Raw genomic sequence first — 24,892 nt, 5'->3', positions numbered from 1 at the left:
CAACTTGGCGAAGATATCGCAAGTCGTTATGAATGAACGGCTTGCGATGGAAGCGGACTCATCGGTGCAGCATCCACCGCAGTCGGGTTACCGGCGGTCGTGACGGGTCCCGGTTCAGCGACCGCAACAGTTCGGGCTCCAGGAACGTCAACTCCTGCATCCACGCGTGCGTCTTCACCATCACCACCAACGTTCCGTCCTGCTGCAGCAGCAGCGGCTCGGTTACCGTCGCGATCTGCGTACCCACCAGCGACGACCACTCCGGAATCACCGCCGCCTGCGCCACCCGATCGGTCAGCCCCGCATGCTGCAACACCGACGCGAGGACATCGCCGAGCTTGGTAGGCACGCGCTTCTTCGGATCGGAGCTCATGCGTGCCTCGCGGCGTGCCGCACCAACGGCTGCAGCAGGCCGTCGCACATCGACCGCTGCTCAAGGCGGGTGAACGCCGCCGGAATGTCTTCCACACGTGGCACCGCCAACAACACCTGCGAGGCACCGGCGTCTTCAAGCAGCGCCAGCACACGCCCCGCGCGCCCGAGGTCGAGTTCGGCGAACGGATCATCCAGCAGCAACAGCGGCGGATAGCCCACCGCATCGCGCAGCGTGGCCAGCTCCAGTAGGCGCAGCGCGATCGCCGCACTTCGCTGTTGCCCCGCCGATCCGAAGGTGCGCAGCTCGCGGCCACCCAACAGCAGCTGCAGATCATCACGATGCGGCCCCACCAGCGTGATGCCACGACGCAGCTCCTGCGCGCGCTGCTGCGCATACGCCCGCCGGTAGGCATCGGCCTGCGCCTCGGCATTGGTCAGCTGTTCGTCCGATGTTTCGCCGCCGGTCGCCGCGTACTTCATCACCACGGTCTGACGCTCGCCGATCGCGGCCGACAGCTGCGTGAATCGCTCCGTATGATCGCGGACGAAGGCATGCCGTGTGGCGGCCACGAACCCCCCGTGCTCCGCCATGGCCGGCTCCCACACACTCACCCGCGCCTCGTGCTCGCCACGACGTGCCCCGTCACGCTGGGCCGTACGAAGGGCGGCGTTACGTCGCATCAGACCACCGCGGTACAACTGCAGGGCCTGCAAATAGGCCCGCGACGAGAGCGCGAGCATCACATCGAGGTAGTGGCGACGCTCACTCGGCCCACCAGCCACCAATGCCACATCGGCCGGTGAGAATTCCACCGATGGTACCGCGCCGAGCGCACTGGTGAGTCGCGGTTGCTCCACACCGTCGAGCGTGGCGCGTTTGCGTCTCGTCGTGCGCTCGAAGCCGACCGTCACCACATTGAAGGCCGACGGCGACGTCAGATGAGCGCGCACGTGAAACGCCGGCGCGCCGAAGCGCACCACATCGGCATCCCGCGCCCCACGAAAGGAGCGCAGCAGGGCGAGATACGCGACCGCTTCAAGCAGGTTGGTTTTGCCGTGCCCGTTCTCGCCAATCACCACCAGCCCGGTCGAGGGAATCTCGAGGTCGAGCTGCGTGAAGTTGCGGTAATCCTTGGCGATCAGTCGGGCGAGCACGTCGGCGGCGCGATCAACGCCCGGTGAATTGAGGAGGGCGCTTCTCGAGGAATGCGCGCATCCCTTCCTTCATGTCGACGGTGCTCGACAGTAATCCGAAGAAGTCGGACTCGATGGTGCATCCCTCTTCGAGCGGCAGATCCTGGCCACGGTTTACCGCTTCGATGCATCCGGCGATCGCCAGTGGCGCGTTGGCCAGCATCGTGGTGAGCATCGCACGCACCGTGGTGATCAGCTCGTCGGTCGTCGTGACCTGATCCACCAGACCGAGCCGGTGCGCCTCGGCGGCATCGATCATGTCACCGGTGAGCAGCAGGCGGAGCGCCGCCCCACGGCCAATCAGACGGGGCAGTCGCTGGGTGCCGCCGTATCCGGGCACGATGCCAAGCTTCGCTTCGGGTTGCCCCAGCTTGGCTTTGTCGCTCGCGACGCGCATATGACATGCCATAGCCAGCTCGCAACCGCCACCGAGTGCAAAGCCGTTGACCGCCGCGATGGTGGGCTTTGGGCTCGTCTCGAAGCGACGGAAGATGACCTGGCCCGCCCGGGCGCGACGTTGGGCTTCCAACGGCGATTGGCTTTCTAGCTCCGAAATATCCGCGCCCGCCACGAACGCCCGGCCGGCGCCGGTGAGCAACACCGCGCCCACGTCGTCGCGCGCGTTGGCTTCATCGATAGCGAGGCCGAGTTCAGCGATCGTGGCATCGTTGAGGGCATTCAGCTTGTCCGGACGGTTGACCGTGATCGTAGCGATCCGATCGGAGACGTCGAAGGTCAGGAACTGATAGGACATGGCGTACGGGGGCGCGACGGGGGGGAAGGCGGCGAACGCGAAATCTACACGGGACGCTGCCGTCGACGCTCCGGTCTGCTACGTTTGGCCCGTGCTTCCCCTTCTCGTCGTCGGATGGTCTCCTGACCATCGCGCCCTCCGCATTCTCGATCAACGGCACCTCCCTGGCGCCGAAGTGATTCGGGACCTCGTCACGCTGGACGAGGTGATCGATGCGATCCGCACCCTGGCGGTGCGCGGCGCACCCGCGATCGGTGTGGCGGCGGCAATCGGTCTGGTGGTGGCCCTCGAACACGAGAGCAACGGCGGTGCTCTTCGCGCGCGGGAGCTCTTGGCGCGCTACGCCGAACGACTCATCGCGGCGCGCCCTACCGCCGTGAATCTCTCGTGGGCCGTGCGGCGCGTACTGGCCGCCGCGGCGGCCGAGGGCGATGACACGCTGCTGGCCGTATTGCGGGCCGAGGCCGAAGCGATCCGCGCCGAGGACGTCGCCATGTGCGACGCGATCGGTCGATTCGGTCTGGCGATTCTTCCCGACGGGGCGCGGGTGCTCACCCACTGCAACGCCGGCTCGCTGGCCACCGCCGGCATCGGAACCGCCTTGGCGCCGGTATACCTGGCGCATCGTGAGGGGCGCCGGGTGCACGTGTACGCCAATGAAACGCGCCCGCTTCGTCAGGGTGCCCGACTGACGGCGTGGGAACTGCAACGCGCCGGTATTCCGGTCACCGTGCTTCCCGATGGGGCGGCGGCTTCGTTGCTGCGGAGCGGCGCTGTCGACCTGGTCATCGTCGGCGCCGACCGGATCACGGCCAACGGCGATGTCGCCAATAAGGTCGGTACCTACGGTGTGGCGCTCGCCGCGCGAGCCCATGGCATTCCGTTTTACGTGGCCGCACCGTGGAGTACGATCGATCCGGCCACGCGAACCGGCGCCGACATCGAGATCGAACATCGACCCGCCGATGAGCTGGGCGACCTTCCCGTTGGTGCGCGGGTATGGAACCCCGCGTTCGACGTCACGCCGCACGAGCTGGTCAGCGGATACCTCACCGATCGCGGCTTTGTAAAGCCGCCCTTTTCCGGAGTCACCGCCGTATGACGTGCGTTCTCGCCATCGATCAGGGTACCACCGGCACGACCTGTCTTGTGATCGGACACAACGGACAAATCCTCGGGCGTGCGTACCGCGAAATCACGCAACACTATCCGACGCCGGGGTGGGTGGAACACGACGCGCACGAGATTCTCGACCGCAGCGTCGCGGCCGCCCGTGAGGCGATCGCCGTTGCCGGAGTGGTCCCCATCGCCATCGGCATCACGAATCAGCGCGAAACGATCGTCGTCTGGGAGCGCGCCACGGGACGCGCCGTGCATCGGGCCATCGTGTGGCAGGATCGTCGCACTGCCGATCGCTGTCTCGAGCTGGCTCCGCAGGCGAAGATGATCGCCGACAAAACGGGACTCGTCACCGACCCGTACTTCAGCGCCACCAAGCTCGAATGGGTACTGCGGCAACCGGGACTGCGCGAGCGCGCGGCGCGCGGTGAACTCGCCGCGGGTACGATCGACAGCTGGTTGGTGTGGCATCTCACCGGCGGCGCCTCGCATGTGACCGATCATACGAATGCATCGCGCACGATGCTGTACGATCTGAATACGCATGCGTGGTCGCCCGAGCTGTGCGCCTTGTTTGACGTCCCCGCCGACATGCTACCGCAGATCGTGCCTTCGAGCGGCCTGCTTGGCACCGCCATTTCATCGGTGCTTGGTCACGAGATTCCCATCATGGGCATCGCGGGCGATCAGCAGGCGGCCCTCTTCGGACAGGGCGGCTGGCACACCGGCAGTGGCAAGAATACATACGGCACCGGCGCCTTCCTCCTGCTCAACACGGGCAGGGTGCGTCCGCAGAGCGCCACCGGTCTGCTGACCACGATTGCCTGTGATGAGCGCGGCGCGCCGGTGTACGCGCTCGAGGCCTCCATTTTCATTGCCGGCGCTGCGGTGCAGTGGCTTCGCGACGGACTGGGTATCATTGCGACCAGCAGCGAGACCGAGGGGCTGGCGCGCTCGCTGGCGAGCAATGACGGGGTGTACTTCGTGCCGGCACTGGTAGGACTGGGCGCTCCCGACTGGGAGCCCAATGCCCGAGGCACGATCGTCGGGCTCACGCGCGGGACCACCCGCGCGCACTTCGCCCGCGCCGCACTCGAGGCGATGGCCTACGCCACCAACGATGTACTGGGTGATATGCGTACTCAGGGTGGTGTGCCGTTCGATCGGCTGCGGGTGGACGGCGGCGCCACCGCCAACAACTGGCTCATGCAGTTCCAGGCCGACGTGCTTGGAGTGCCGGTGGAGCGCCCGGACGTCGTGGAAACCACGGCTATGGGCGCGGCGGGGCTGGCCGGTTTGGCCGCGGGGCTCTGGGCGAACGGTGACGAGTTTCTGGCCGGGCGGCGTTTTACGCGGTTCACCCCATCCGGTGACGCAACAGCGACCGCCGGATACACGGGATGGCGGCGCGCGGTCCGCGGGGCACTGGCGTGGGCCCGCGATACCGATCGGGCACCTTGACGTTCCCTCCACCATTCACTGGATGGGTGACACCTCACCATATGGGTGACGCCTGACCGTCCCACCGCTATCTTGTAGATACACCATCCGGACGACGAGGACGGGTCCCGTGAAAGCTCGAAATAAATTCTTGTTTGGCGGCGTGCTGGTCTTGGGCACCGCCGGCTACCTGATGGCCAGCTCGATCGACGAGACGGCCACCTACTACCTCACGCCGGGTGAGCTGGCGAGCAAAGTGTCGGAAAACCCGCGCTTCGTGAATACCGGCGTCAAGGTCGGGGCCCGCGTGGTCAGCGGCACCATCGTGCGTGAGCCGTCGGGCCGCTCGCTCACCTTCAAGATGACCGACGGCACCAAGACGTACGACGTACAGTACCGTGGCATTGCGCCTGACACGTTCACCGATGGGGTCGATGTCGTGGTCGAAGGCCGACTCGACGCCAGCGGTACCTTCCAGGCCACCACGCTGTTGGCCAAGTGCGCGTCGCGCTATGAGAACGCTCCCGAGAAGTACAAAGACACGCCCGGCTACAAGCAGGGCATGCCGGCAACCCCGCGCGCCTAGCTGTTGCGCGCCTGCGCGAAAGCGCGAGGCAACATGATTCTCGTAGGTGAGCTGTCGCTCTGGGTCGCCCTGCTGATGGCGGCCTGGACGACCACCGTGTCGTTCTCCGGGGGCCTGCAGGGGCGCCCCGATTTAGTAAAGAGTGGTGAGCGGGCGCTCTACGCGACGTTCGGATTCACCCTGATCGCGTCCATCGGACTCTGGACTGCGCTCTTCCTGCACGACTTCTCGATCAAGTTCGTAGCCTCGTATACGAGCTCAAACCTTCCCAAGATCTATACGTTCACCGCCTTCTGGGCGGGACAGTCCGGATCGATGCTCTTCTGGGCGCTGATCCTGACCACGTATTCGGCGATCGCGGTTTTCACGAACCGAAAAGCGAATCGCGCCATGATGCCGTACGTCACCGGCACGCTAGGCATCATTTGCCTGTTCTTCCTGATGACGATGTGCTTCGGTGCCAATCCGTACGAACGGCTTGATTGGGTTCCGCCCGAAGGCCGCGGCATGAATCCACAGCTGCAGAATCCGGGTATGGCGATCCATCCCCCGATGCTCTATCTGGGATTGGTTGGTACGGCGATCCCATTCGCATTCGCTATCGGCGCACTCGTCACTCGACAGCTCGACGCGCAGTGGCTGGGTGCGGTCCGTCGCTGGGCGCTGTTGTCCTGGTTCTTTCTGACCATCGGCATCGTGCTCGGGATGTGGTGGGCGTACGTGGAACTCGGCTGGGCCGGCTACTGGGCCTGGGACGCCGTCGAGAACTCGTCGTTTTTGCCGTGGCTCACGATCACCGCGTTCCTGCACAGCATCATGATTCAGGAAAAGCGCGGGATGCTGCGCAAGTGGAATGTGACGCTGGTGGCGATGTCGTTCCTGCTCACGATCCTCGGCACGTTCATCACGCGCAGCGGCATTATCGAGAGCGTCCACGCGTTTGCGCAGTCACCGGTGGGCGACTGGTTCCTGGGCTTTCTCATCGTGGCGGCGGTCGCCACGGCATACTTGGTGTCCACGCGCCTGAACGATTTGCAGGCGAACGCCGAGCTCGAAAGTATGGTGAGCCGCGAGGCGGCGTTTCTGTACAACAACCTGGTGCTCATCGGCATCTGTTTCGCCACGCTCTGGGGCGTGTTGTTCCCGATCCTCAGCGAGTGGGTCAAGGGCGACAAGATCACGGTCGGGCCGCCGTTCTTCAACGCGGTGAACGGCCCACTCGGGTTGCTGCTGTTGGCGCTCACCGGCATCGGACCACTCATTGCCTGGCGGCGTGCCTCCACGTCGAATCTCAAGCGCCAGTTCACCTGGCCGGTGATTTCCGGCGTCGTCACGTTCACGGTGCTGTTCGCCATGGGCATGCGACAGATGTATGCGCTGGTGTCATACCTGCTGGCTGGTTTCGTGATCGGTACGATCGTACAGGAGTTCGTGAAGGGCATCGGCGCCCGTCGCCGGATGTACGGTGAGGGGCTGTTCAGCGCCTCCATGCGACTGGTGGGCCGCAACCGTCGTCGGTATGGCGGCTACATCGTGCACTTCGGTGTCGTCATTTTGTTCTGCGCGTTCGCCGGGCTGATGTTCAAGAAGGATCTCACCGCCACGCTCAAAGCCGGCGAGTCGGTGAAGGCGAAGGATGCCTATGGCAGCGAGTGGGTGTTCACGAGCCAGGGCATCTCATCGTTTGAACAGCTCAATCGTCGGGTCGTGGCGGCGTCGTTCAACGTGACGCGCGACGGCAAGAACATGGGCATTCTGTCGAGCGAAAAACGGCAGCACGTGAACGCGGCCGGCGAGCCGACCTTTGAACCGTCCACCGAAGTGGGCATTCTCGAATCGCCGAAGCAGGATGTCTATCTCGTGTTCACCGGCGCGGTCGACCGCGAAACGGCGGCGATTCACATCAACTTCAACCCGCTCGTGTGGTGGGTGTGGTTTGGCGGCATCATCATGGCGTTCGGTGGGCTGATCGTGATGTGGCCGCAGGCGGTGCGCGCTGAGCGTGAAGGTGGCTACGTGGCGGAGCTACCGTCGGAGTCGACCATGACCCTGGTCGGGGCGGGCGCGTGATGATGTCAGAGAAGTCGCCGCCTGATATGCTGTCCTCGAGCCGCCGACTGTTCCTCTCCCGTGCAGGTGCGGTCGCAGTGGTGGCGGCGGGATCGCTGTTGCTGACGCGCACGGGCTGGGCACAGGACGCCGCGACTCCGCAGGCGGCGACGGCGCCCGGCGGCGAGGAGATGACGTCGGATTCGTACAAGCCGGTGGTTCGACCGGCGAAGCCGAATGCGGTGAAGCAGATGGACGAGAAACAGCTCGAAGCGTTCGAGCGCAATCTCGCCTGTCCATGTCCGTGTACGCTCGACATCTACACCTGCCGGACCACGGACTTCAACTGCGGGATCTCGCCGGCCGTGCACGGCGACATTCAGCGACTGGTTGACGGTGGGTACAGTGCCGACGAAATCATGGCGGCGATGACGCAGACGTACGGCGATTTCATTCTGATGCAGCCTCGCAAGCAGGGGTTCAACCTGCTGGCGTGGTTTGCGCCGTTCGCGGCAATCGCCCTCGGTGCGGTCGCGATTGGCGCGTTGCTGCGTGGCTGGCGTCGAAACGCCGACGTGGCCGCGGCGAAGCGTGCCTCGCAACCAGTGAAGCTTGACACCTCGGTCGATGCCACCCCCGATGAATTGGAGCGCCTCCAGGCCGCACTGCGGGAGGAGCGCTGATGACGCTCGTGGCCATGCCGGAAGGTGCCGTTCCGCTGGTATTGGGCACGGTGCTGGCGCTCGGCGCGCTCACGTTGGTGCTCTCGCCGCTCCTGAGCGGCGAGGCTGAAGTGCGGGCGGACGATGACAAGCGGGCGGCCACGGAAGCCGCGCGAGTGAAACGCGCGCGCGCCAAGCGGTCCGGTCGCGATGACGAGCAGCTTGACGGTGCCGTGGCCGCGCTTCGCGAAATCGAATTCGACCGCGAGACGGGAAAGCTGTCGGACAGCGACTACGCGGAGCTCAAAACGCGCTACACTCGCGAAGCGTTGGCTGAGTTACGCGCGTCCGATGCGCGCGAGGCGTCGGCGGCTGGAGAAGCCGCCGGAGCCGTCTTTCGGCCGGTCGCGGCGGCGGTGCTGAGCTCGGCCGACGCCGCCGATCCGGTGGAAGCGGCGATTCGTCGGGCGCGCGACAATCAGCGCTCCTGCGGCGTCTGTGGGCCGCGTCCGGAGCCCGATGCGACCTACTGCTCGAGTTGCGGACGCTATCTCCCCGGCGCCTGCGCCAGCTGCGGCACCAGTGTCGACTTGGTGGGGTCGCGATTCTGCAGTGGGTGTGGTGATCAGCTGGCGGCGGCGTGACCGAAGCGGCCTGGCGCTTGGCGTCAGAGCGTACGTGACCACGGCAAATACGTCGTCACTTTTTGGTCGCATGAAGCGTTGTTTATGTTATCATGGCAACATGTAAGTTTATGCTTTCTATGCGTTTGACGCGCTCAGCGACGTGACGGGTAACATCACCGTCACGTCGCTTTTTTCTTCCTTTCGAAGAAACTGTTGCACAGCTACCATATGGCTCTACTTCTACATTCGCACTTCCTCACCGGTACACATGCGCTCTCGCCTTTCCCGCGCCGCGCTGTTCGCGCTGGCCTATGTAGCGTCGGCGTGTTCCAGCGCTGACGTCGTTACGCCCGACACGGCGGCGCCTGTCGCGCCGCGCTTCTCGGTGACCGCCACGCGACCGGCGGTCGTGATCAGCCAGATCTATGGCGGCGGCGGTAATTCCGGCGCGACGTATCGGAACGACTTTATCGAGCTGCACAACGCGGGCACGACGTCGGTGAGCGTTGCTGGGTGGAGTGTGCAGTACGCGTCGTCGAGCGGGACCACGTGGGGCGTGACCGCGTTGACCGGCACGATCCCGGCGGGCGGCTACTTCTTGGTGCAGCAAGCGGCGGGCACCGGTGGTACGATCAACTTGCCGACGCCGAATGCGACGGGACTCATCGCGATGAGCGGTACGGCTGGAAAGGTCATTCTCGCATCCAGCCTCACCGCACAGTCCGGCACCTGTCCGGACGGCGCCGACGTGGTGGATCGAGTCGGCTATGGCGCCTCCAGCTGCCCGGCAGGCGACAATACGCCGGCGCCGTCGAATACATTGGCCGTTTTGCGCGGTGCCAACGGCTGCGCCTGGACACGCAACAACGCCGTCGACTTTGCAACCGGCACGCCCGCCCCGCGCAACAGCGCGACCGCGGCCGTCACCTGCAGCGCCGGCCCCGTAGTCGGCCCGATCGCCACGATCGTGGTCACGCCAGCGACCACCTCCGTCCCCATCGGTGGTACGCGAACCTTTACCGTGGTGGCCACCGACGCGAACAATCTGGTCGTTTCCAATCCCGCGATCACCTGGAGCACCAGCGCGCCGTTGGTCGCCAGCATCGGCCCCACCGGGGTGGCCACGGCGCTCGACATCGGCTCCACGACAATCTCGGCCACGGCCGCAAATGGCGTGCTGGGAACCGCCGCGCTCACGGTGACCGAAGCGGCGTCGCTGCCATCCGTGCGTATCAGCGAGATCCACTACGACAACGCCGGTACCGACGTCGGCGAAGCCATCGAAATCGAAGCACCGGCCAGTACTGATCTGACCGGCTGGCAGCTGCTGTTGTACAACGGCAATGGCGGTGCGGTTTACAACACGCGTGTGCTGAGTGGTGTGGTGGCCTCGACCTGCACCGGCCGTGGCGTGTTGTATTTCGAGTACCCGCAAGACGGTATTCAGAACGGGTCGCCGGATGGCGTCGCGCTCGTGAATGCACAAGGTACAGTGGTCGAATTCCTGTCGTACGAAGGCGTGTTCACGGCCACCGACGGTGCGGCTGCGGGTACCATCTCGACTAACATCGTCGCCTCGGAAGATCCGGCACCGGGCAGTGGGAACTCCTTGCAGCGCTCATTCGCCAACACGTGGAGTGTGGCCGTCGAGAATTTCGGCGGATGCAACGGACGTACGCCAGGCGTGCTGCGCACGACGTTCGGCTTCTCCGGTCGCACCCCGTCGGACCCAGCGCTCCCGGTCGGATTTCAGGATCAGATCTTCGCCAACGCGTCGCGCCTTGGTGTGGCCGTGCCCGGCACGATCCTCTGGAGTAGCGTCACGCCGGCCATCGCCAGCATCGATGCCAGCGGTGTGATCACCGGTCTGGCGGCGGGTACCGCCGTACTCCGCGCCACGACCGCCGATGGACTGTCGAGCGGCACGTACGCGCTGCCGATCGATGTGGCCACGGCCGGCAACACGGCGGCCTACGGAAACAACACGGAGTTCGGTACTCCGTTTGATGGCACGCCGGCCGATGATTTCATCATCGAGCGACCGCAGTATGCCGCGTCATACAGCAAGGCGCGCAACACGCCCAACTGGGTGGCCTACAACCTCGAAGCGACGCACATCGGCTCGTTCGATCGCTGCGACTGCTTCACCTACGATCCTGCGCTACCGGCCGACTATCCGCGCTACACCACCGCCGACTATACCGGTGCCGGCGCGATAGCGGGCTATGGCATCGATCGCGGTCACCTCGCGCGGTCGTTCGACCGGACCACCGGCGCCCTCGACAACGCTCGTACCTTCTACTTCAGCAACATCATCCCACAGGCCGCTGACAACAATCAGGGTCCGTGGGCGGCGTTGGAGAACGATCTCGGCGCGCGGGCGCAGAACAGCAACAAGGAAGTGTTCATCGTAGCCGGTGTCGCCGGCAACAAAGGCACGGTGAAGAACGAAGGCAAGATCGTGATCCCCGAGTTCGTCTGGAAAGTCGCGGTGATTCTGCCTCGTAATCAGGGACTCGCCAATGTCACGTCGCTCGACGCAGCGGAAATCGTGGCCGTGGTGATGCCCAACGTGGCGGGTATCCGCAACGTCGCGTGGACGACGTACAAGACCACGGTCGACTCCGTCGAAGCACTGAGCGGCTACGATCTCTTGAGCCTGCTGCGCAACGACATCGAGATCGCACTCGAGAGCAACACGAAGCCGCCGGTCGCTGCGGTGAACGGACCGTTCAATTCCCTCGAAGACGAATCGGTCGCCATGTCGGCGTCGGCGTCCACCGATCCGGATGGCGATGCGCTGACCTTCGCCTGGAGCTTCGGTGACGGCGCGACGGCCACGGGTGTGACTACGTCGCATGTGTATACCACGTCGGGCACGTTCACGGTACGTCTGATCGCCACCGACATTCGCGGTCTTGCCGACACAGTGACGACCACGGCCACGGTGCTCTCACCGGCGCAGGCGCTCGACGTCACGACCACCATGGTCGATGCACTGGCCGGCACCGGTCGCGTGAACCAGGGCGTGTTGAACTCGCTCAAGGCGAAACTCAATGCGGCCGCGAATTCCATCCGCCGGGGCAACGCCACCGCCGCGATGAATCAGCTCGAGGCACTGATCAACGAACTCGACGCGCTCGTGCGCAGCCGTGGGCTCACCGAACTTCAGGTCGCACCAATCCGCACCATGCTTACTCGCGTGATCCGCTCGTTGTCGATTTCTTAATCGGCGCTTTCGTACGGACACTGCGCCGCTTGCCCTTCGGGGGAAGCGGCGCAGTGGCGTTTTGGCCCTCGCCGTGCGCGGCCTCGCGTTCGGCCGCCACCAACAACGGGAACGTCGCGCAGCCCGCCTGTACGGGGCATATCCCGCAGCGCGGCACGCGAGCGGTGCACACCAGTGCCCCAAGTTCCATCAATGCCTGATTGTGCGTCCACGTGGTCTTACCGGTGCGCGGTAGCAGCTCCTCGGCGATCAGCCACAACTGCTTCAGTCCCGGTCCCGATTTTGGATGCAGGTGCGGCGCGAACACGCGCTGCAGCACCCGGGCCACGTTGGTGTCCACCAGCGCCGCACGCTTCTCGTAGGCGAAGGACGCGACTGCGCCCGCCGTGTAGGCCCCCACACCGGGCAACTCGCGCAGCGCGATCGGTTCACTCGGAATAACGCCATCCTGCTCGGACGTGACCTGCTTCGCCAGCGCATGCAGGTTCCGCGCGCGCGCGTAGTAGCCGAGACCCTCCCACGCGTCCATGACTTTCTTCGGACGCGCGTCGGCCAGCGTATACAGATCGGGGAATCGGTCGAGGAATCGCCGGTAGAAATCGAGCACCCGCGACACCTGCGTCTGCTGAAGCATCAGCTCGGACACGAGGATCCGGTACGGATCCCGTGTCTGTCGCCATGGTAGGTCACGGGAGTGCTTCTTGAACCAGGCGTGCAGCCGACGACGAAAAACCGTGGCGGCTTCGGGTGCGACTGTGAGGTCGATCGGGGCAGGGCGTCGTTTGGCCATCGCGCAAGAACTTAGCGATTGGGCACCCCCAAAAACAAAACCGATCGGCGCCTGTTGAACGATCGATAACGGCTGACACACGGGAAAGAACGGAGTTCGCGGAACCGCCTTGATACGCAAACAGCGATGATGAACATTGTTTCATCGCGTCGTTCGCGGATCAGTGCCCTTCCGTGCGATCCGCCGTTTCCGTGTTCCAGCGGTTGCAGTAGTCTCGGATCAGATGGACCGAGGGTCGCCGAACAACCACGTCGCCTAGGCCCGTTCGATCGCGTCCAGCCGACGTCGGGCCATCATCAGCGGGGCGGCGGTCGCCGCGATGCAGGCCGTGGCCGCGACGGCGAACGGTAGTATCATGTCCGCGGGTGTGCGCGCCCATCCAAAATGCGCCGCCACCACGAACCGCGCCGCCGGACGACCAGTGAGGTAGGCGATCGCGCCGATCAACACGATGGCCGTCATCATGAATAGCAGTCCGCCGAAGGACGTCGGAATCTGCGCCGCATTTTCGGTGTCGAACTGCGGATAGAACGTGCCGTAGCTCAACGCCAATGCCGTGAGCGGGAACACCAGCGCCGTAATCGCGGTCAGTGATACGATATGCACAAACGGTCGCACGCCGAGCATCAGGTTGGTGCATCCCACGAGCACCAGCGCCAGGAACAGCAGTGGTACTGCGCCTACCCAGAACTTTGCCCACAGCAGATCCGACATGCGGAGCGGGCTCGAACGCAGCAGCCAGAGCGCGCGCCCTTCGAGACTGACACTCGGGAACACGAATCGCGCGGCGATCGACGCGAGCACAAACCCGGCCAGCGCCAGATTCAAGAAGGGAATCACGTTGCGCAGAAGTTCCGTCATGCCAGCGCCGGACAACGGCAAGTATCGAACATTCGCCACGTACACGACCAACAACACGGCGAGCATCACCAGCTGCGACCACTGTGTGCTGTCGCGCATGAATACGCGGAGCTCCTTGAGCACCAACTCGCGCCGCGTGGTCCCGAGAAACGACAGCATCCGGTCCAGCAGCGGACGCCCGATGCGCTGACGTGCGCGTTGATTGGCGCCTTCCTGGGCCATGCTGTACGCGCGATGCCACCCACGGGCGTGCAGCGTCTGCCCGACCAGCATCAATACGCACGCGACGCTCCATAGGCGCAGCATCGGGGACCACACACTTCGGCCGTCGAGGAACTTCACGATCGATTCGGCAACCCACTCACTCGGCAGCCACGGAGACGACGGCGTATCGAGCGCGGCGATGAACTGCACGAAGGTCTGAAAGCCTTCCGGTCGCGCCAGCTGTTCTGGCCGTGCGGCGCGGAAGAGCAACACGAGGCCGCACACGGCCATCGCGGTGATGACACTGAGCAGATCGCGGGTGCGGCGCGCCGGGAACAGGTTGACCAAGAGCAGCGTGACGGTCGATCCCGCCGCCGCAGGGATGAGCAGGAATGGCGCCAGCACGGAGAGCGCGAAGGGGATGAACGACGCGTTCGCCTTGTACGCCACGCCGTAGGCCGCCACGAGCGGGATCAGCAGCAGGGCCACCATCCAGCTCGAATGCAGCGCGGTTTCCAGCAGGCGCGCGCGATACAAGGCGCCGGCGCGAATCGGCGCAGCCGCGAGTTGATCCAAATCGCGCGCGAGAAAAAAGTTCGACAGGGCGGCAATCGTGTTCGACAACATGAGGATCGAGCCGAACGACAACAGGATCATGGACAGCAGCTTCGCAGCCAACAGCGCGCCGATGTCTTCGGCTCCGCGGAAGTAGCGCAGCAATTTGAGCGAAATCGCGAAGGCGGCGAGCCAGAAGAGCGCGCCGAGTGCGCTCACCACGAGCAGGCGACGGAAGTCGCCCTTCTCGTGGCGACCCATGCGGTGCCGTGCCATCTGCCACTTGGGCGCCAGCAGTTGCCACGCCGTGGTGACCGGCAACGGCGCAAGGGCCAGCGGTGCCACTGGCACTATCACCTCAGGCATCCAGCACCTCGATCAGCTCACGGGCCACATGATCGCCAGTGAGTCGCAAAAAGATGTCTTCGAGCGCATCATCGTGGCCCGACGTGCGCCGCAACTCCTCCATGGTGCCGCAGGCCACCAGCTCTCCACGCTGCATGATGCCGATGCGGTCGCACATGCCTTCGGCGATCTCCAGCGTGTGCGTGGACATCATGACCGTGTGTCCTCGGCGCGTGTATTCACGGAATAGGTCCTTGAGAATTTTCGACGATTTGGGATCAAGCCCCACCATCGGTTCGTCTACCACGATCACCGCCGGCCGGTGCACGAAGGCGCTGGCGATGATCAGCTTTTGGCGCATGCCGTGGCTGTAGCTCTCCACCAGTTCATCGCGCCACGCCTCGAGATCGAAGAGGGCCAATAGCTCCTGTCCCCGCTTCTCGACCGCTGGGCCCTGCTCACCGTACAGGCCCGCGCTAAAGCGCAGGAACTCGATGCCGGTAAGCTTCTCGTAGATGAACGGCCGGTCGGGGATGAACCCCAGCGCCCGTTTGGCCGCCAGTGGGTTCACGCGGAGGTCGTGGCCCGCGATCCGGATCGTGCCAGCGGTGGGCTGCAGGATTCCGGCGATCATGCGCATGGTGGTCGTCTTGCCGGCCCCGTTCGGTCCCAGAAACCCGAAGAGTTCTCCAGCTGGCACCACCAAGTCCAGGGAGCGGACGGCCGTGAACGACCCATAACGCTTGCCGAGCGAATTGATCTCGATCATGCCCGCAGGACGACCGAGCGGCACCCCGACGCAACTTCTTCGCGGTGGCGCGCGTTCCGGACCACTCCAGCGTTTCGGCACTGGCTCCGATTCGCACGGTGGCGGGGTTGTCTTGCCCGTCTGGTCCTCGCACCTTCAGTGACTATGCCCGAACCGGTCCGTCCCTCCGATGCGCTCGTGGTGCGTGGTGCCCGCGAGCATAACCTGCGCAACATCAGCGTCACCATACCGCGCGACAAGCTGACGGTCGTGACCGGCTTGTCGGGCTCGGGGAAATCGTCGCTCGCATTCGATACGATCTACGCCGAAGGGCAACGACGATATGTCGAATCGCTCTCGGCGTATGCACGACAGTTCCTGGGCCTCATGGAGAAGCCCGACGTCGACGCCATCGAGGGGCTTTCGCCCGCCATCTCGATCGAGCAGAAGTCGGCCGGCCATAATCCGCGTTCCACCGTGGGTACGGTCACCGAAGTATACGACTATCTGCGTTTGCTCTACGCCCGCACCGGTACGCCGCATTGTCCGAATTGCGGACGTGCGGTGCAGCGACAGAGCCCGACGCAGATCGCCGAGATGGTACTCGCCTGGCCGGACGGCACGCGTCTCGAAATCCGCGCGCCGCTGGTGCAGCAGCGAAAGGGTGAGTTCAAAGACCTGTTCGAAGACGCGCGGAAGCAGGGATTCGTACGGGCGGTGGTCGATGGTGAACTCATCGAGCTCGCCGATCCGCCCAAGCTCAACCGCCGTCTGAATCACTCGGTGTCCGTGGTCGTTGATCGCCTGGTGGTTCGCACTGAAGATCGTGGTCGCATCACCGACTCGGTGGAAACGGCACTGCGACTGGCCGAAGGCCTGGCCGAAGTCGTGCGCTACGACGGCTCGGAGCCAGTCACCGAGATGTTTTCGGAACGCTACGGCTGCGCCGCTTGCGGGATCTCCATGCCCGAGCTCGAGCCGCGTCACTTCTCGTTCAACTCGCCTTTCGGTGCGTGCGAGATGTGCAGCGGATTGGGCACCACGCGCACCGTGAGCGAAGATCTCATCCTTGGCGATCCGAGCATCTCGATTCTCGAAGGCGTCGTGCTTCCGTGGGGCGAACCCGACGGCTACATGCGCAAGGTGATTCTTCCCGGACTCGCCAAGCAGTTGGGCTTCGATCTCAACAAGCCGTGGGGGCAGATCCCGGCGAAGGTGCGTCAGCAACTGCTGCACGGTGTTGGTGACGCGCCGCCACGTGCACGCCAGGCGGTCAAGAAAGCGGTAAAGGGCACGGCCGCCAAAACGGCCGCCAAAACCGCCGCCAAGGCCGCCGCCGAGAGTACCTGGGAAGGTATCGTCGCGCAGGTGCAGCGCCGCTACGACGAGAGCAGCTCCGATGGTGTGCGGCTCGATCTCGAATCGTTCATGGTGGCCGGACCGTGTTCGGCATGCGCAGGCCGTCGGCTGCGCCCCGAGTCGCTGGCGGTCACCGTGCATGGTCTCAACATCGGTCAGGTTGTTGAGCGCAGCGTGGTGGATTCGCTCGCGTTCTTCGAGACGGTGCCCGTGCGCAGCGCCGGACATCCCGGCCTCGATCCCGGCATTGCTGGTCCGATCCTCAAGGAAGTACGCGAGCGGCTGCGCTTTCTGGTGGATGTCGGTCTCGATTATCTCACGCTCAATCGCAGCGCGGAATCGCTGTCCGGCGGCGAAGCACAACGTATCCGGTTGGCCACGCAGATCGGTTCGCGCCTCGTCGGCGTGTTGTACATCCTCGACGAGCCCAGCATCGGCCTGCACCAGCGCGACAACGGTCGTTTGCTCTCCACGCTCAAACAGCTGCGAGACCTCGGCAATACGGTCATCGTGGTCGAACACGACGAAGAGACGATCCGTGATGCCGACTACCTGATCGATCTCGGTCCCGGCGCCGGCAAGCACGGCGGTGAAGTCATCGCGGCCGGATCCGTTGAGGACGTGATGAATACACCGGCGTCGATCACGGGGCAGTATCTGCGCGGCACGCGCCGCATCGATGTGCCGCTGCATCGTCGACCGCGTGATGTGGCGCGTATGCTTACGGTGCATGGTGCACGCGAACACAATTTGCGCGATGTCACGGCCGAGTTTCCACTCGGACTGTTTGTCGCGGTGACAGGCGTATCTGGCTCGGGCAAGTCCACGCTCGTGACCGATATTCTGCAGCGCACCCTGTCGCGTCACTTCTTCAGGGCGCGCGTTCTACCGGGCGCGCACACGCGTATTACCGGTTTGGAGCATCTCGACAAGATTATCGACATCGACCAAAGTCCGATCGGTCGCACGCCGCGCTCCAATCCGGCCACGTATACGGGCATCTTCACACCCGTGCGTGAGCTGTTCGCTGAGCTACCCGAATCGAAGATCCGCGGGTACGGCCCCGGTCGCTTCTCGTTCAACGTCAAGGGCGGACGGTGCGAGAGCTGTCAGGGTGACGGGCTCGTGAAGATCGAGATGCACTTCTTGCCCGATGTGTTCGTGTCCTGCGATGTCTGCAAGGGAAAGCGATTTAATCGTGAGACGCTCGAGGTGCACTTCCGCGGACGCAGCATCGCCGAGATTCTCGATCTCACGGTTGAGGAAGCGTGCGCGGTGTTCGAGAATCAGCCACGCATTCTGCAGAAGCTCGAGACCCTGCGCGACGTGGGCTTGGGATACATCCATCTGGGACAGAGCGCCACTACGCTCTCTGGCGGTGAGGCCCAGCGCGTGAAGCTGGCCACCGAGCTCTCGAAACGTGATACAGGTCGCACCCTGTACATACTCGACGAGCCGACCACGGGCTTACACTTCGAAGATGTGCGGGTGCTGCTGGGTGTGCTACATAAGCTCGTTGAGCGCGGGAACACGGTGCTGGTGATCGAGCACAATCTCGATGTGATCAAGACCGCCGACTGGATCGTGGATCTCGGGCCTGAGGGCGGCGTGCGCGGCGGTTCTATCGTGGCCCAAGGCACGCCGGAAGCGGTCGCACGGGTGAAGGAGAGTCATACGGGGACATATCTCGCGCCGATGCTCACGGGCCAATAGCACCACCGGCAGGTACATTCCTCCCATGGTCTCTCTTCTCGACATCATCGGTCCCGTCATGGTGGGACCGAGCAGCTCACATACGGCTGGCGCCTGTCGCCTCGGTCTCCTCGCGCGCTGCCTGGTTGGCGCAACACCTGAAAAGGCGCGCATTGAACTGCACGGCTCGTTTGCCCGAACCGGTGAGGGACACGGCACCGACAAGGCCATCGTTGGCGGCTTGATGGGGTTCCGTCCCGACGATGAGCGCTTGCGCACGGCGCTCGACATCATGGAGCACGAAGGACTCGACTACCACTTCGAGAAGACATCGCTGGGCGATGATGCCCACCCCAACACCGTACGCATCACGCTCGAGCGCGGCGATCGCACGGCGCAGATGGTTGGTGCGTCGCTCGGTGCCGGCCGCGTGCTTGTCACCGAGATCGACGGCTATCCGGTGGACATTCCCGGAAACCTCCACACCATCGTGCTGGTGGCCGAAGATGTGAAGGGATCCGTGGCGCGCATCGCCGGCATTCTTGCTGAGGCCAACTGCAACATTGCCACGCTCAAGCTCTCGCGGAAGGAACGCGGCGGCGACGCGTTCATGGTCATCGAAGTGGATGAGCCGCCCGACGAATCTGTGCGTGATGCTATCCGTGCGCTCGGCTGGGTAAAGTGGGCGTTCCGTCTCGACAAGGTGAGTGCCTGATGTATCGAGCGCTGGCTGATGCCATTCGCGACGCGGAAGCGCGCGGTGTGACACTCTCGCAGGTCGCCCTCGAAGCGGAAGCGAAAGACCAGGGGCGCACGGTGGAGAGTATTCGTGATGCGCTGCGGCGGGCGCTGGTCGTGATGCGTGAGGCCATCGATCGCGGCATGATCGGTGATCTCAAGTCGTCGTCAGGTCTGGTGGGTGGTGATGCCGCCAAGCTTCGCACGGGTCCCGATGGTCCCCTCGCCGACACTCCCTTCCGCGATGTGCTGGCGCGCGCCATCGCCGTGCAGGAAGTGAACGCGGCGATGGGCGTGATCGTCGCCGCTCCGACCGCTGGTGGTGCTGGTGTACTGCCAGCCGTGCTCACCGGCATCGCGAAAGCGCGCGGCATCGATGATGAGCGCGTGATTGACGCCTTGGCCACCGCAGGGCTGATCGGCGCTGTCGTGGCTGAGCGCGCCTCGTTGTCAGGGGCAGAGGGCGGCTGTCAGGCCGAAACAGGCGCGGCGGCGGGTATGGCTGCTGGCGCAGCTGTGGAGATGCTGGGTGGTTCCCCTCGACAGGTTGGGCACGCCACAGCGCTCGCGCAGCAGGGGACGCTTGGGCTCGTGTGCGACCCCCTCGGCGGGCTCGTCGAGCTCCCCTGTGTGTTTCGCAACGCCACGGGTGCGGCGATTGCCATGGCGGCCATCGAAATGGCGATGGCCGGCATTGAATTCGCGATCCCGGCCGACGAAGTCATCGACACCATGGGTGAGATCGGCAAGAACATGGACGTGCGCTATCGCGAGACGGCTGGCGGCGGACTCGCCGCTACGCCGACCGGTCGCCGTCTGGCCAAGGAACGCCTGTACGAGATCAAGCGCGCCGGTGCCTGAGTGCGCGCACGTGCGGGCCAGCGCGTCACTGCTGATGGTGTTGTTCGCGCTGTCGAGTGCGTGTGCCGGCGGCAACAGCGAGGAAAAAGCCGAGAAGTCGAAGCGAGACCGCTGGACCGTACCCGGCGAGCCGCCGCTTCGCGACCTCATGCGCACCGGTGCATTCAACGATGCCCGACTCACGGAGGCTTCCGGGGTCATTGCGAGCTCGAACGAACCTGGTGTTTTCTGGTCGCAGAACGATCGCGGCAACGACGCGGTACTGTTCGCCTACGATTCGACCGGACAGGCGCGCGGAACAGTCCGCGTGCGTGATGCCGAGAACACCGACTGGGAAGCGATTGCCATCGGGCCATGCGCGCGCGGAGCGTGTCTCTACATCGGAGACGTAGGCGATAATTATTCCGCGCGCGCCGACGTGCGGGTGTGGCGCGTTGCGGAACCGACCACACGCGAGGCGGTGACCGAATCGGCCGCGTCGCTGCGCATCGTGTATCCCGGTGGGGCACGCGACGTCGAGGCCATGTGGGTCGCTCCCGATACCAGTGTGTGGTTCGCCACCAAACGCCCCAATCCCGATGCCACGGGACGATTGCGTCGATCGTACCTCTATCGCGTGTCAGCCGCCGCCTGGTCCAGCAACGCTATTGCAACGGCTGACCTGGTCGACTCCTTGCCGATTGTGCCCGGGACGTCCGTCTCACGCGATTGGGTGACCGACGCATCTCTCTCTGCCGTTACGCCACGCGGCCGACGCCAGTTGGCAATCCTCACGTACGGCTCGGTGTACGTGTTCGACGCCGACCCAGTGACCGGTAAGCCGGGTACCCAGATCGCCCGCTGCGCCGTTCCAACAGGTGAACGGAATGCCGAGGGCATCAGCTGGCTCCCTGACGGGCGCCTCATGCTCGTGAATGAGGGGCGCGGGGCAAAACTCTATCACGGCCGCTGCCCCTGACGCTACCCCTCACGCCTGTCGTTCGGATGATGCGATGGCCATACTTCGGCGGTACAATTCGACGCATCCGACGAAACGAACTGGCTGGCGTCGCCGTACGGACCAATATCCGAACCTAAAGGAATCGAACATGGTCACGCGAGAAGATATCGAGGCATTCCTCGATCGACTGAGTGCCGACGGCGCCTCCCATCAGGAACTGGAGCCGGGGTTGTGGCTCGTGCGCCCAAGCGGCGCGCTGGAATTCGATGTGGTGATCACGCATAACCCCCCCGTCGTTTTGCTTCGGGTCAAGGTGATGCCACTCCCGCCCGAGGCGTCCGACCAGGCCGCGCTCAATCGCCGCCTGCTCGAACTCAATGCCAGCGACCTGCTGCACGGTTCGTACGGCATCGATCAGGACAACGTCGTACTGACCGAGGCCCTCGAACTCGCGCATCTCGACTTCGAGGAGTTCCTCGCGTCCTACGAAAGCATGACTCTCTCGCTCACATCGCATCTTCGTGAGCTGGCCGCTTTCCGCGAGGCTCGCTGAACCATGGGTATCTTCGACCGTCTCTCGACTCTCATCAAGTCGAATCTGAATGAGCTCATCTCCTCGGCGGAAAACCCCGAGAAGATGCTCAATCAGATCATCGTGGACATGCGCAACCAGTTGGCCAAGGCCAAGCAGCAGGTTGCCGCGTCCATCGCTGATGAAAAGCGCCTGAAGGATCAAGCGGACTCAGAGTTCAAGCTGGCCGATGAATGGGAGCGTCGCGCCATGCTCGCCGTCCAGGAAGGACGCGATGACCTCGCAAAGCAGGCGCTACTGCGTGGTCAGGAGCATCTCGAGCATGGCCAGCAGCTTGCGAGCACGTGGGAAACGCACCGCATGGAAACGGAGAAGCTCAAGCAGTCGCTCCGTGACTTGAACGACAAAATCGAAGAGGCGAAGCGCAAAAAAAATCTGCTGCTCGCGCGTCAGCGTCGGGCAGAGGCGCAAGCGCGCATTTCGCAAACGATGTCCGGACTCTCCGATAATTCGGCGTTCGATGCGTTCAATCGCATGGAAGAGAAGATCACGGCCAACGAACGGCAGTTGCAGGCCGCGCAGGAGATCGACGAGGAGTTCAGTGGCGATCGTCTGGCCGGCGAATTCAAGCAGCTCGAGCGTTCATCGAGTGGCGTTGGTGCCGATCAGCAGTTGCTGCAGCTCAAGCAGCGCATGGGCATGCTGGCCGCCGGCGCGCCCGCCGCATCGCGTCAGCTTGCCGCTGGTGCCACCGAAGCGGCGGCTGCGCCTGCTCAGCTGGCCGCCGGTCCGGATGCGGCCGCTGTGGCCGCTGCCGAAGCCAGTGCGGCGGCGACCGCCGCGGCGAAGGCGGCGGCGGCCGCACAGGCAAAGACGGGAGAGGCCGCGTTGATCGCCGAAATCGAACGCCTTGGCGGAATCCAGCCGAGATCGTGACTCAGCGGTAAATTACCAAGATCCCTTCCGGTCGCCAACGGCGGCCCCTCTCTGGGGCCGCCGTTGGCGTATTCGCCCGCCCCGAATCATGCCTCTATCGCGTCGATTTCTGATCCTCGCCGAAGGAAGCTTTGGCCCGCTCAGCTCCAAGACCGCCAACGCTTGCATCCGCTATGTGCCGGATGAAGTGGCCGCGGTGCTCGACAGTGGCACAGCCGGACGCACGGCGCAGGACGTGCTCGGCTTCGGTGGCAGCATTCCGGTCGTCGCGAACTTCGCCGCCGGTATGGCGCATCGACCCACCGCGCTGCTGATCGGTATTGCGCCCGCCGGTGGTCAGTTCCCCGACGCTTGGCGTCCTATCGTTGGCGATGCACTCCGGGCGGGACTCGATGTCTGGAGCGGCCTGCACACTCTGCTGGGCGACGACGGCGAGTTCGCGGTACTCGCCGCCGCAACAGGCTCGACGATCCGCGATCTGCGTCGTGCGCCAGAGGGACTCGATGTGGCGTCAGGCCGCGTGCGCGATCTCGACGCGACCGTCGTGCTCACCGTCGGCACCGACTGCAACATCGGGAAGATGACGGCCCAACTGCAGGTACAGTCGACGGTCCGTCAACTCGGCCACCGGGTGAACTTTGCAGCGACCGGACAAACGGGCATTCTGGTGGAGGGTCGCGGCATTGCCGTCGATGCCGTCATAGCCGACTTCATCGCTGGCGCCGCCGAGTCGCTCACGATCGAGGCGGCCGAGGGGGCGGACATCGTGTTGGTAGAGGGGCAAGGTTCCCTTATTCACCCCGCGTACTCCGGCGTGACGCTGGGGCTCATGCACGGTGCACTGCCGCACGCCATGGTGCTCTGTGCGCAGCCCTCACGAACCACGATTCATCGCAATCCGTGGGTGGAGATCCCGCCGCTGAGCGACATGATCCGCCTGTACGAAGGGGCGATGGAAGTATTGCGTCCGTCGCCCGTGATCGCGATCGCGTTGAACACGTTCGATCTCGAGGATCGCGACGCGCGCATCGCCATCGAACGCGTACGATCTGAGACCGGCCTGCCGACCACGGATCCCGTGCGCTACGAACCGCTGGTTATCGCGGAAGCGATCGCGGCGTTTCACGTGGAGCGCACATCCGGCGCCGGCGACACCGTACCGTGATATGGTACCGTGCGACGCCGTGGTCACGGCGCGCAATGAATTGATCCAGCGCGCGACAATCGGATGACATACCATCGGTGGCACGATCATATCGTGTCGCCCATGATGAAATCTCGACTGCTATCGGTGGCGCGAGCGAGCGCCGAAGTGACCGCGGGTATTCCCGGCCAATGTGCCGTGAGTGTCCGGGTGCTCGACGACGTGACCCTGCGCATTCACGCCGGCGAGCTCCTGCTGCTGCAGGCGCCCGAGGCCCTCGGGCAATCGATGCTGCTGGCGGCGCTGGCGGGCCGTGAACAGTCACCGCGGCATCGCTACGTACGTGCCGTGCGCGACGCCGTGCCGGGGCTGCGCATCCGCCGCGCCGCACTGCATCTCGATGCGGTCTGGGCAATTCTGCGTGGCTGGCAGGAAGCCATCGTCTCGACGGTCATTCCCGAGTCGGCCGGTGCAGGATCGCGCACCCTGTACCTGCTGCGCGCCTCACGCCAGCGCGCCCAAGGCGGCAGCGCACTCACCTTGCGCGAGGCGGCGGAATGGCGACGATGGGGCCGGCAAGCTCATGAACGCCGAGACGGCGTTGTGATCGCCTGTCCACCTCTGGCTAATCCGTCCATCGCCCAACAACCGGTGACGACGCCACACGATCAGGCGCGGCACGCGCTGACGGTATCGTCCGCACATGAGCCGATGGCGACGTACGATGCGCATGCGGTCGGGGGGGAGGCTCGAACCATTCGTCTCCTTGAGCTGCGAGCGGGGCGGCTGCACACGATCAGGACGCCCCGCCAGTACGTCTCGGATGCTGCTCGTCTTACGGTTGACCCAGCGCCGCACCCGTGGTCTGCGCACGGTAGTAGTGACGCTCACGCGCCGACCGCTTCCCGTCCATCTCCCACAGCGTTGCCTGAATCATGATGCCACGCATCCGGCGCGTGTGCTCCGGAGCCGGTACGGCGTATGAGCTGCCCACGTTTGCGGCCTCAGGCGCCATCGGTTCACCGACATACTGGGCCTGCCATGTGCCCAGCTTGACCGTGCCGTCGGTCTTCTGCATGACGAACACCCGACCGACCACCGGCTCACCGTTGATGATCGTCTGACCGGTCACGGGATCCACGGGCCATATGCC

General features: G+C 64.5%; 22 protein-coding genes. 15 read left to right on the top strand and 7 right to left on the bottom strand.

The genetic code is table 11. The annotated features are described in order from the left end of the window. Positions 1–58: 58 nt before the first annotated feature. From ACLL97_RS17270 to ACLL97_RS17260, 3 genes are read right to left on the bottom strand one after another with little or no spacing between them, the layout of a single operon-like run. Complete coding sequence (locus tag ACLL97_RS17270; RefSeq protein ID WP_411281721.1) at positions 59–373, bottom strand: DUF721 domain-containing protein; 315 nt, start codon at positions 371–373, stop codon at positions 59–61. Beyond that, positions 370–1,530 (bottom strand): DNA replication/repair protein RecF, encoded by a 1,161-nt coding sequence (gene recF / locus ACLL97_RS17265; RefSeq protein WP_411281720.1) that lies wholly within the window; start codon positions 1,528–1,530, stop codon positions 370–372. The genes ACLL97_RS17270 and recF overlap by 4 nt, the downstream gene beginning before the upstream one ends. 13 nt (positions 1,531–1,543) lie before the next feature. Beyond that, entirely contained in the window at positions 1,544–2,323 is a 780-nt protein-coding gene (locus ACLL97_RS17260; protein WP_411281719.1) for an enoyl-CoA hydratase/isomerase family protein, read from the bottom strand. 91 nt (positions 2,324–2,414) lie between these two features. Here ACLL97_RS17260 and mtnA point away from each other — a divergent pair, with 91 nt between their 5' ends. The 7 genes from mtnA to ACLL97_RS17225 all read left to right on the top strand — a co-directional run bounded on the left by mtnA (position 2,415) and on the right by ACLL97_RS17225 (position 12,034). Next, the gene (gene mtnA, locus ACLL97_RS17255) at positions 2,415–3,425 is read left to right on the top strand and encodes an S-methyl-5-thioribose-1-phosphate isomerase (RefSeq protein WP_411281718.1); all 1,011 of its coding nucleotides are present in this window, start codon (positions 2,415–2,417) and stop codon (positions 3,423–3,425) included. After that, entirely contained in the window at positions 3,422–4,903 is a 1,482-nt protein-coding gene (gene glpK, locus ACLL97_RS17250; protein WP_411281717.1) for a glycerol kinase GlpK, read from the top strand. Before mtnA ends, glpK begins: the two co-directional genes overlap by 4 nt. Positions 4,904–5,012: 109 nt before the next feature. Beyond that, complete coding sequence (locus tag ACLL97_RS17245) at positions 5,013–5,468, top strand: cytochrome c maturation protein CcmE (protein ID WP_411281716.1); 456 nt, start codon at positions 5,013–5,015, stop codon at positions 5,466–5,468. A 33-nt stretch (positions 5,469–5,501) separates the two neighbouring features. Beyond that, positions 5,502–7,538, top strand: a complete 2,037-nt coding sequence (locus ACLL97_RS17240) for a heme lyase CcmF/NrfE family subunit (RefSeq protein WP_411281715.1) — start codon at positions 5,502–5,504, stop codon at positions 7,536–7,538. Beyond that, positions 7,538–8,200 carry a cytochrome c-type biogenesis protein CcmH gene (locus ACLL97_RS17235; RefSeq protein WP_411281777.1) on the top strand — a complete coding sequence of 221 codons (663 nt, stop codon included), beginning with the start codon at positions 7,538–7,540 and terminating at the stop codon, positions 8,198–8,200. The genes ACLL97_RS17240 and ACLL97_RS17235 overlap by 1 nt, the downstream gene beginning before the upstream one ends. Next, positions 8,200–8,823, top strand: coding sequence for a zinc ribbon domain-containing protein (locus tag ACLL97_RS17230; protein ID WP_411281714.1), 624 nt, complete (start codon positions 8,200–8,202; stop codon positions 8,821–8,823). The genes ACLL97_RS17235 and ACLL97_RS17230 overlap by 1 nt, the downstream gene beginning before the upstream one ends. A 250-nt stretch (positions 8,824–9,073) precedes the next feature. Continuing rightward, positions 9,074–12,034, top strand: a complete 2,961-nt coding sequence (locus tag ACLL97_RS17225) for a DNA/RNA non-specific endonuclease (protein WP_411281713.1) — start codon at positions 9,074–9,076, stop codon at positions 12,032–12,034. Here the strand turns inward: ACLL97_RS17225 and ACLL97_RS17220 are convergent. The 3 genes from ACLL97_RS17220 to ACLL97_RS17210 form a co-directional block, all read right to left on the bottom strand. Further along, a complete protein-coding gene (locus tag ACLL97_RS17220) occupies positions 12,000–12,824 on the bottom strand; it encodes an A/G-specific adenine glycosylase (protein ID WP_411281712.1) in 825 nt (274 codons plus the stop codon). The genes ACLL97_RS17225 and ACLL97_RS17220 overlap by 35 nt on opposite strands. Before the next feature lie 255 nt (positions 12,825–13,079). After that, positions 13,080–14,810, bottom strand: coding sequence for a putative ABC transporter permease subunit (locus ACLL97_RS17215; RefSeq protein ID WP_411281711.1), 1,731 nt, complete (start codon positions 14,808–14,810; stop codon positions 13,080–13,082). Beyond that, positions 14,803–15,558, bottom strand: a complete 756-nt coding sequence (locus ACLL97_RS17210) for an ABC transporter ATP-binding protein (protein WP_411281710.1) — start codon at positions 15,556–15,558, stop codon at positions 14,803–14,805. Before ACLL97_RS17210 ends, ACLL97_RS17215 begins: the two co-directional genes overlap by 8 nt. A 144-nt stretch (positions 15,559–15,702) precedes the next feature. Here ACLL97_RS17210 and uvrA point away from each other — a divergent pair, with 144 nt between their 5' ends. The 8 genes from uvrA (at position 15,703) to ACLL97_RS17170 (ending at position 24,678) form a co-directional block, all read left to right on the top strand. After that, positions 15,703–18,609, top strand: coding sequence for an excinuclease ABC subunit UvrA (uvrA, locus tag ACLL97_RS17205; RefSeq protein ID WP_411281709.1), 2,907 nt, complete (start codon positions 15,703–15,705; stop codon positions 18,607–18,609). 25 nt (positions 18,610–18,634) lie between these two features. Then, positions 18,635–19,303 carry an L-serine ammonia-lyase, iron-sulfur-dependent subunit beta gene (gene sdaAB, locus ACLL97_RS17200; RefSeq protein WP_411281708.1) on the top strand — a complete coding sequence of 223 codons (669 nt, stop codon included), beginning with the start codon at positions 18,635–18,637 and terminating at the stop codon, positions 19,301–19,303. Next, complete coding sequence (gene sdaAA / locus ACLL97_RS17195; protein WP_411281707.1) at positions 19,303–20,187, top strand: L-serine ammonia-lyase, iron-sulfur-dependent, subunit alpha; 885 nt, start codon at positions 19,303–19,305, stop codon at positions 20,185–20,187. Before sdaAB ends, sdaAA begins: the two co-directional genes overlap by 1 nt. Positions 20,188–20,197: 10 nt before the next feature. Continuing rightward, positions 20,198–21,145, top strand: coding sequence for a hypothetical protein (locus ACLL97_RS17190; protein ID WP_411281706.1), 948 nt, complete (start codon positions 20,198–20,200; stop codon positions 21,143–21,145). A 130-nt stretch (positions 21,146–21,275) separates the two neighbouring features. Further along, the gene (locus ACLL97_RS17185; RefSeq protein ID WP_411281705.1) at positions 21,276–21,680 is read left to right on the top strand and encodes a YbjN domain-containing protein; all 405 of its coding nucleotides are present in this window, start codon (positions 21,276–21,278) and stop codon (positions 21,678–21,680) included. Positions 21,681–21,683: 3 nt separating this feature from the next. Next, on the top strand, positions 21,684–22,595 hold the full coding sequence (locus tag ACLL97_RS17180; RefSeq protein WP_411281704.1) for a PspA/IM30 family protein: 912 nt from the start codon (positions 21,684–21,686) through the stop codon (positions 22,593–22,595). An 88-nt stretch (positions 22,596–22,683) separates the two neighbouring features. Next, positions 22,684–23,760, top strand: a complete 1,077-nt coding sequence (locus ACLL97_RS17175; RefSeq protein WP_411281703.1) for a DUF1611 domain-containing protein — start codon at positions 22,684–22,686, stop codon at positions 23,758–23,760. A gap of 102 nt (positions 23,761–23,862) precedes the next feature. Beyond that, entirely contained in the window at positions 23,863–24,678 is an 816-nt protein-coding gene (locus tag ACLL97_RS17170) for a hypothetical protein (RefSeq protein WP_411281702.1), read from the top strand. On the opposite strand, the gene ACLL97_RS17165 is transcribed toward ACLL97_RS17170, so the two are convergent. Next, positions 24,575–24,892 (bottom strand): hypothetical protein (locus ACLL97_RS17165; RefSeq protein ID WP_411281701.1); only part of this gene is annotated, 318 nt, incomplete at its 5' end. The two genes, ACLL97_RS17170 and ACLL97_RS17165, sit on opposite strands and share 104 nt — an antisense overlap.

It is taken from the genome of Gemmatimonas sp. (assembly GCF_046594945.1).
In the GTDB taxonomy this organism is placed as follows: Bacteria; Gemmatimonadota; Gemmatimonadetes; order Gemmatimonadales; family Gemmatimonadaceae; genus Gemmatimonas.
This window is presented reverse-complemented; position numbering and strand designations above follow the sequence as displayed.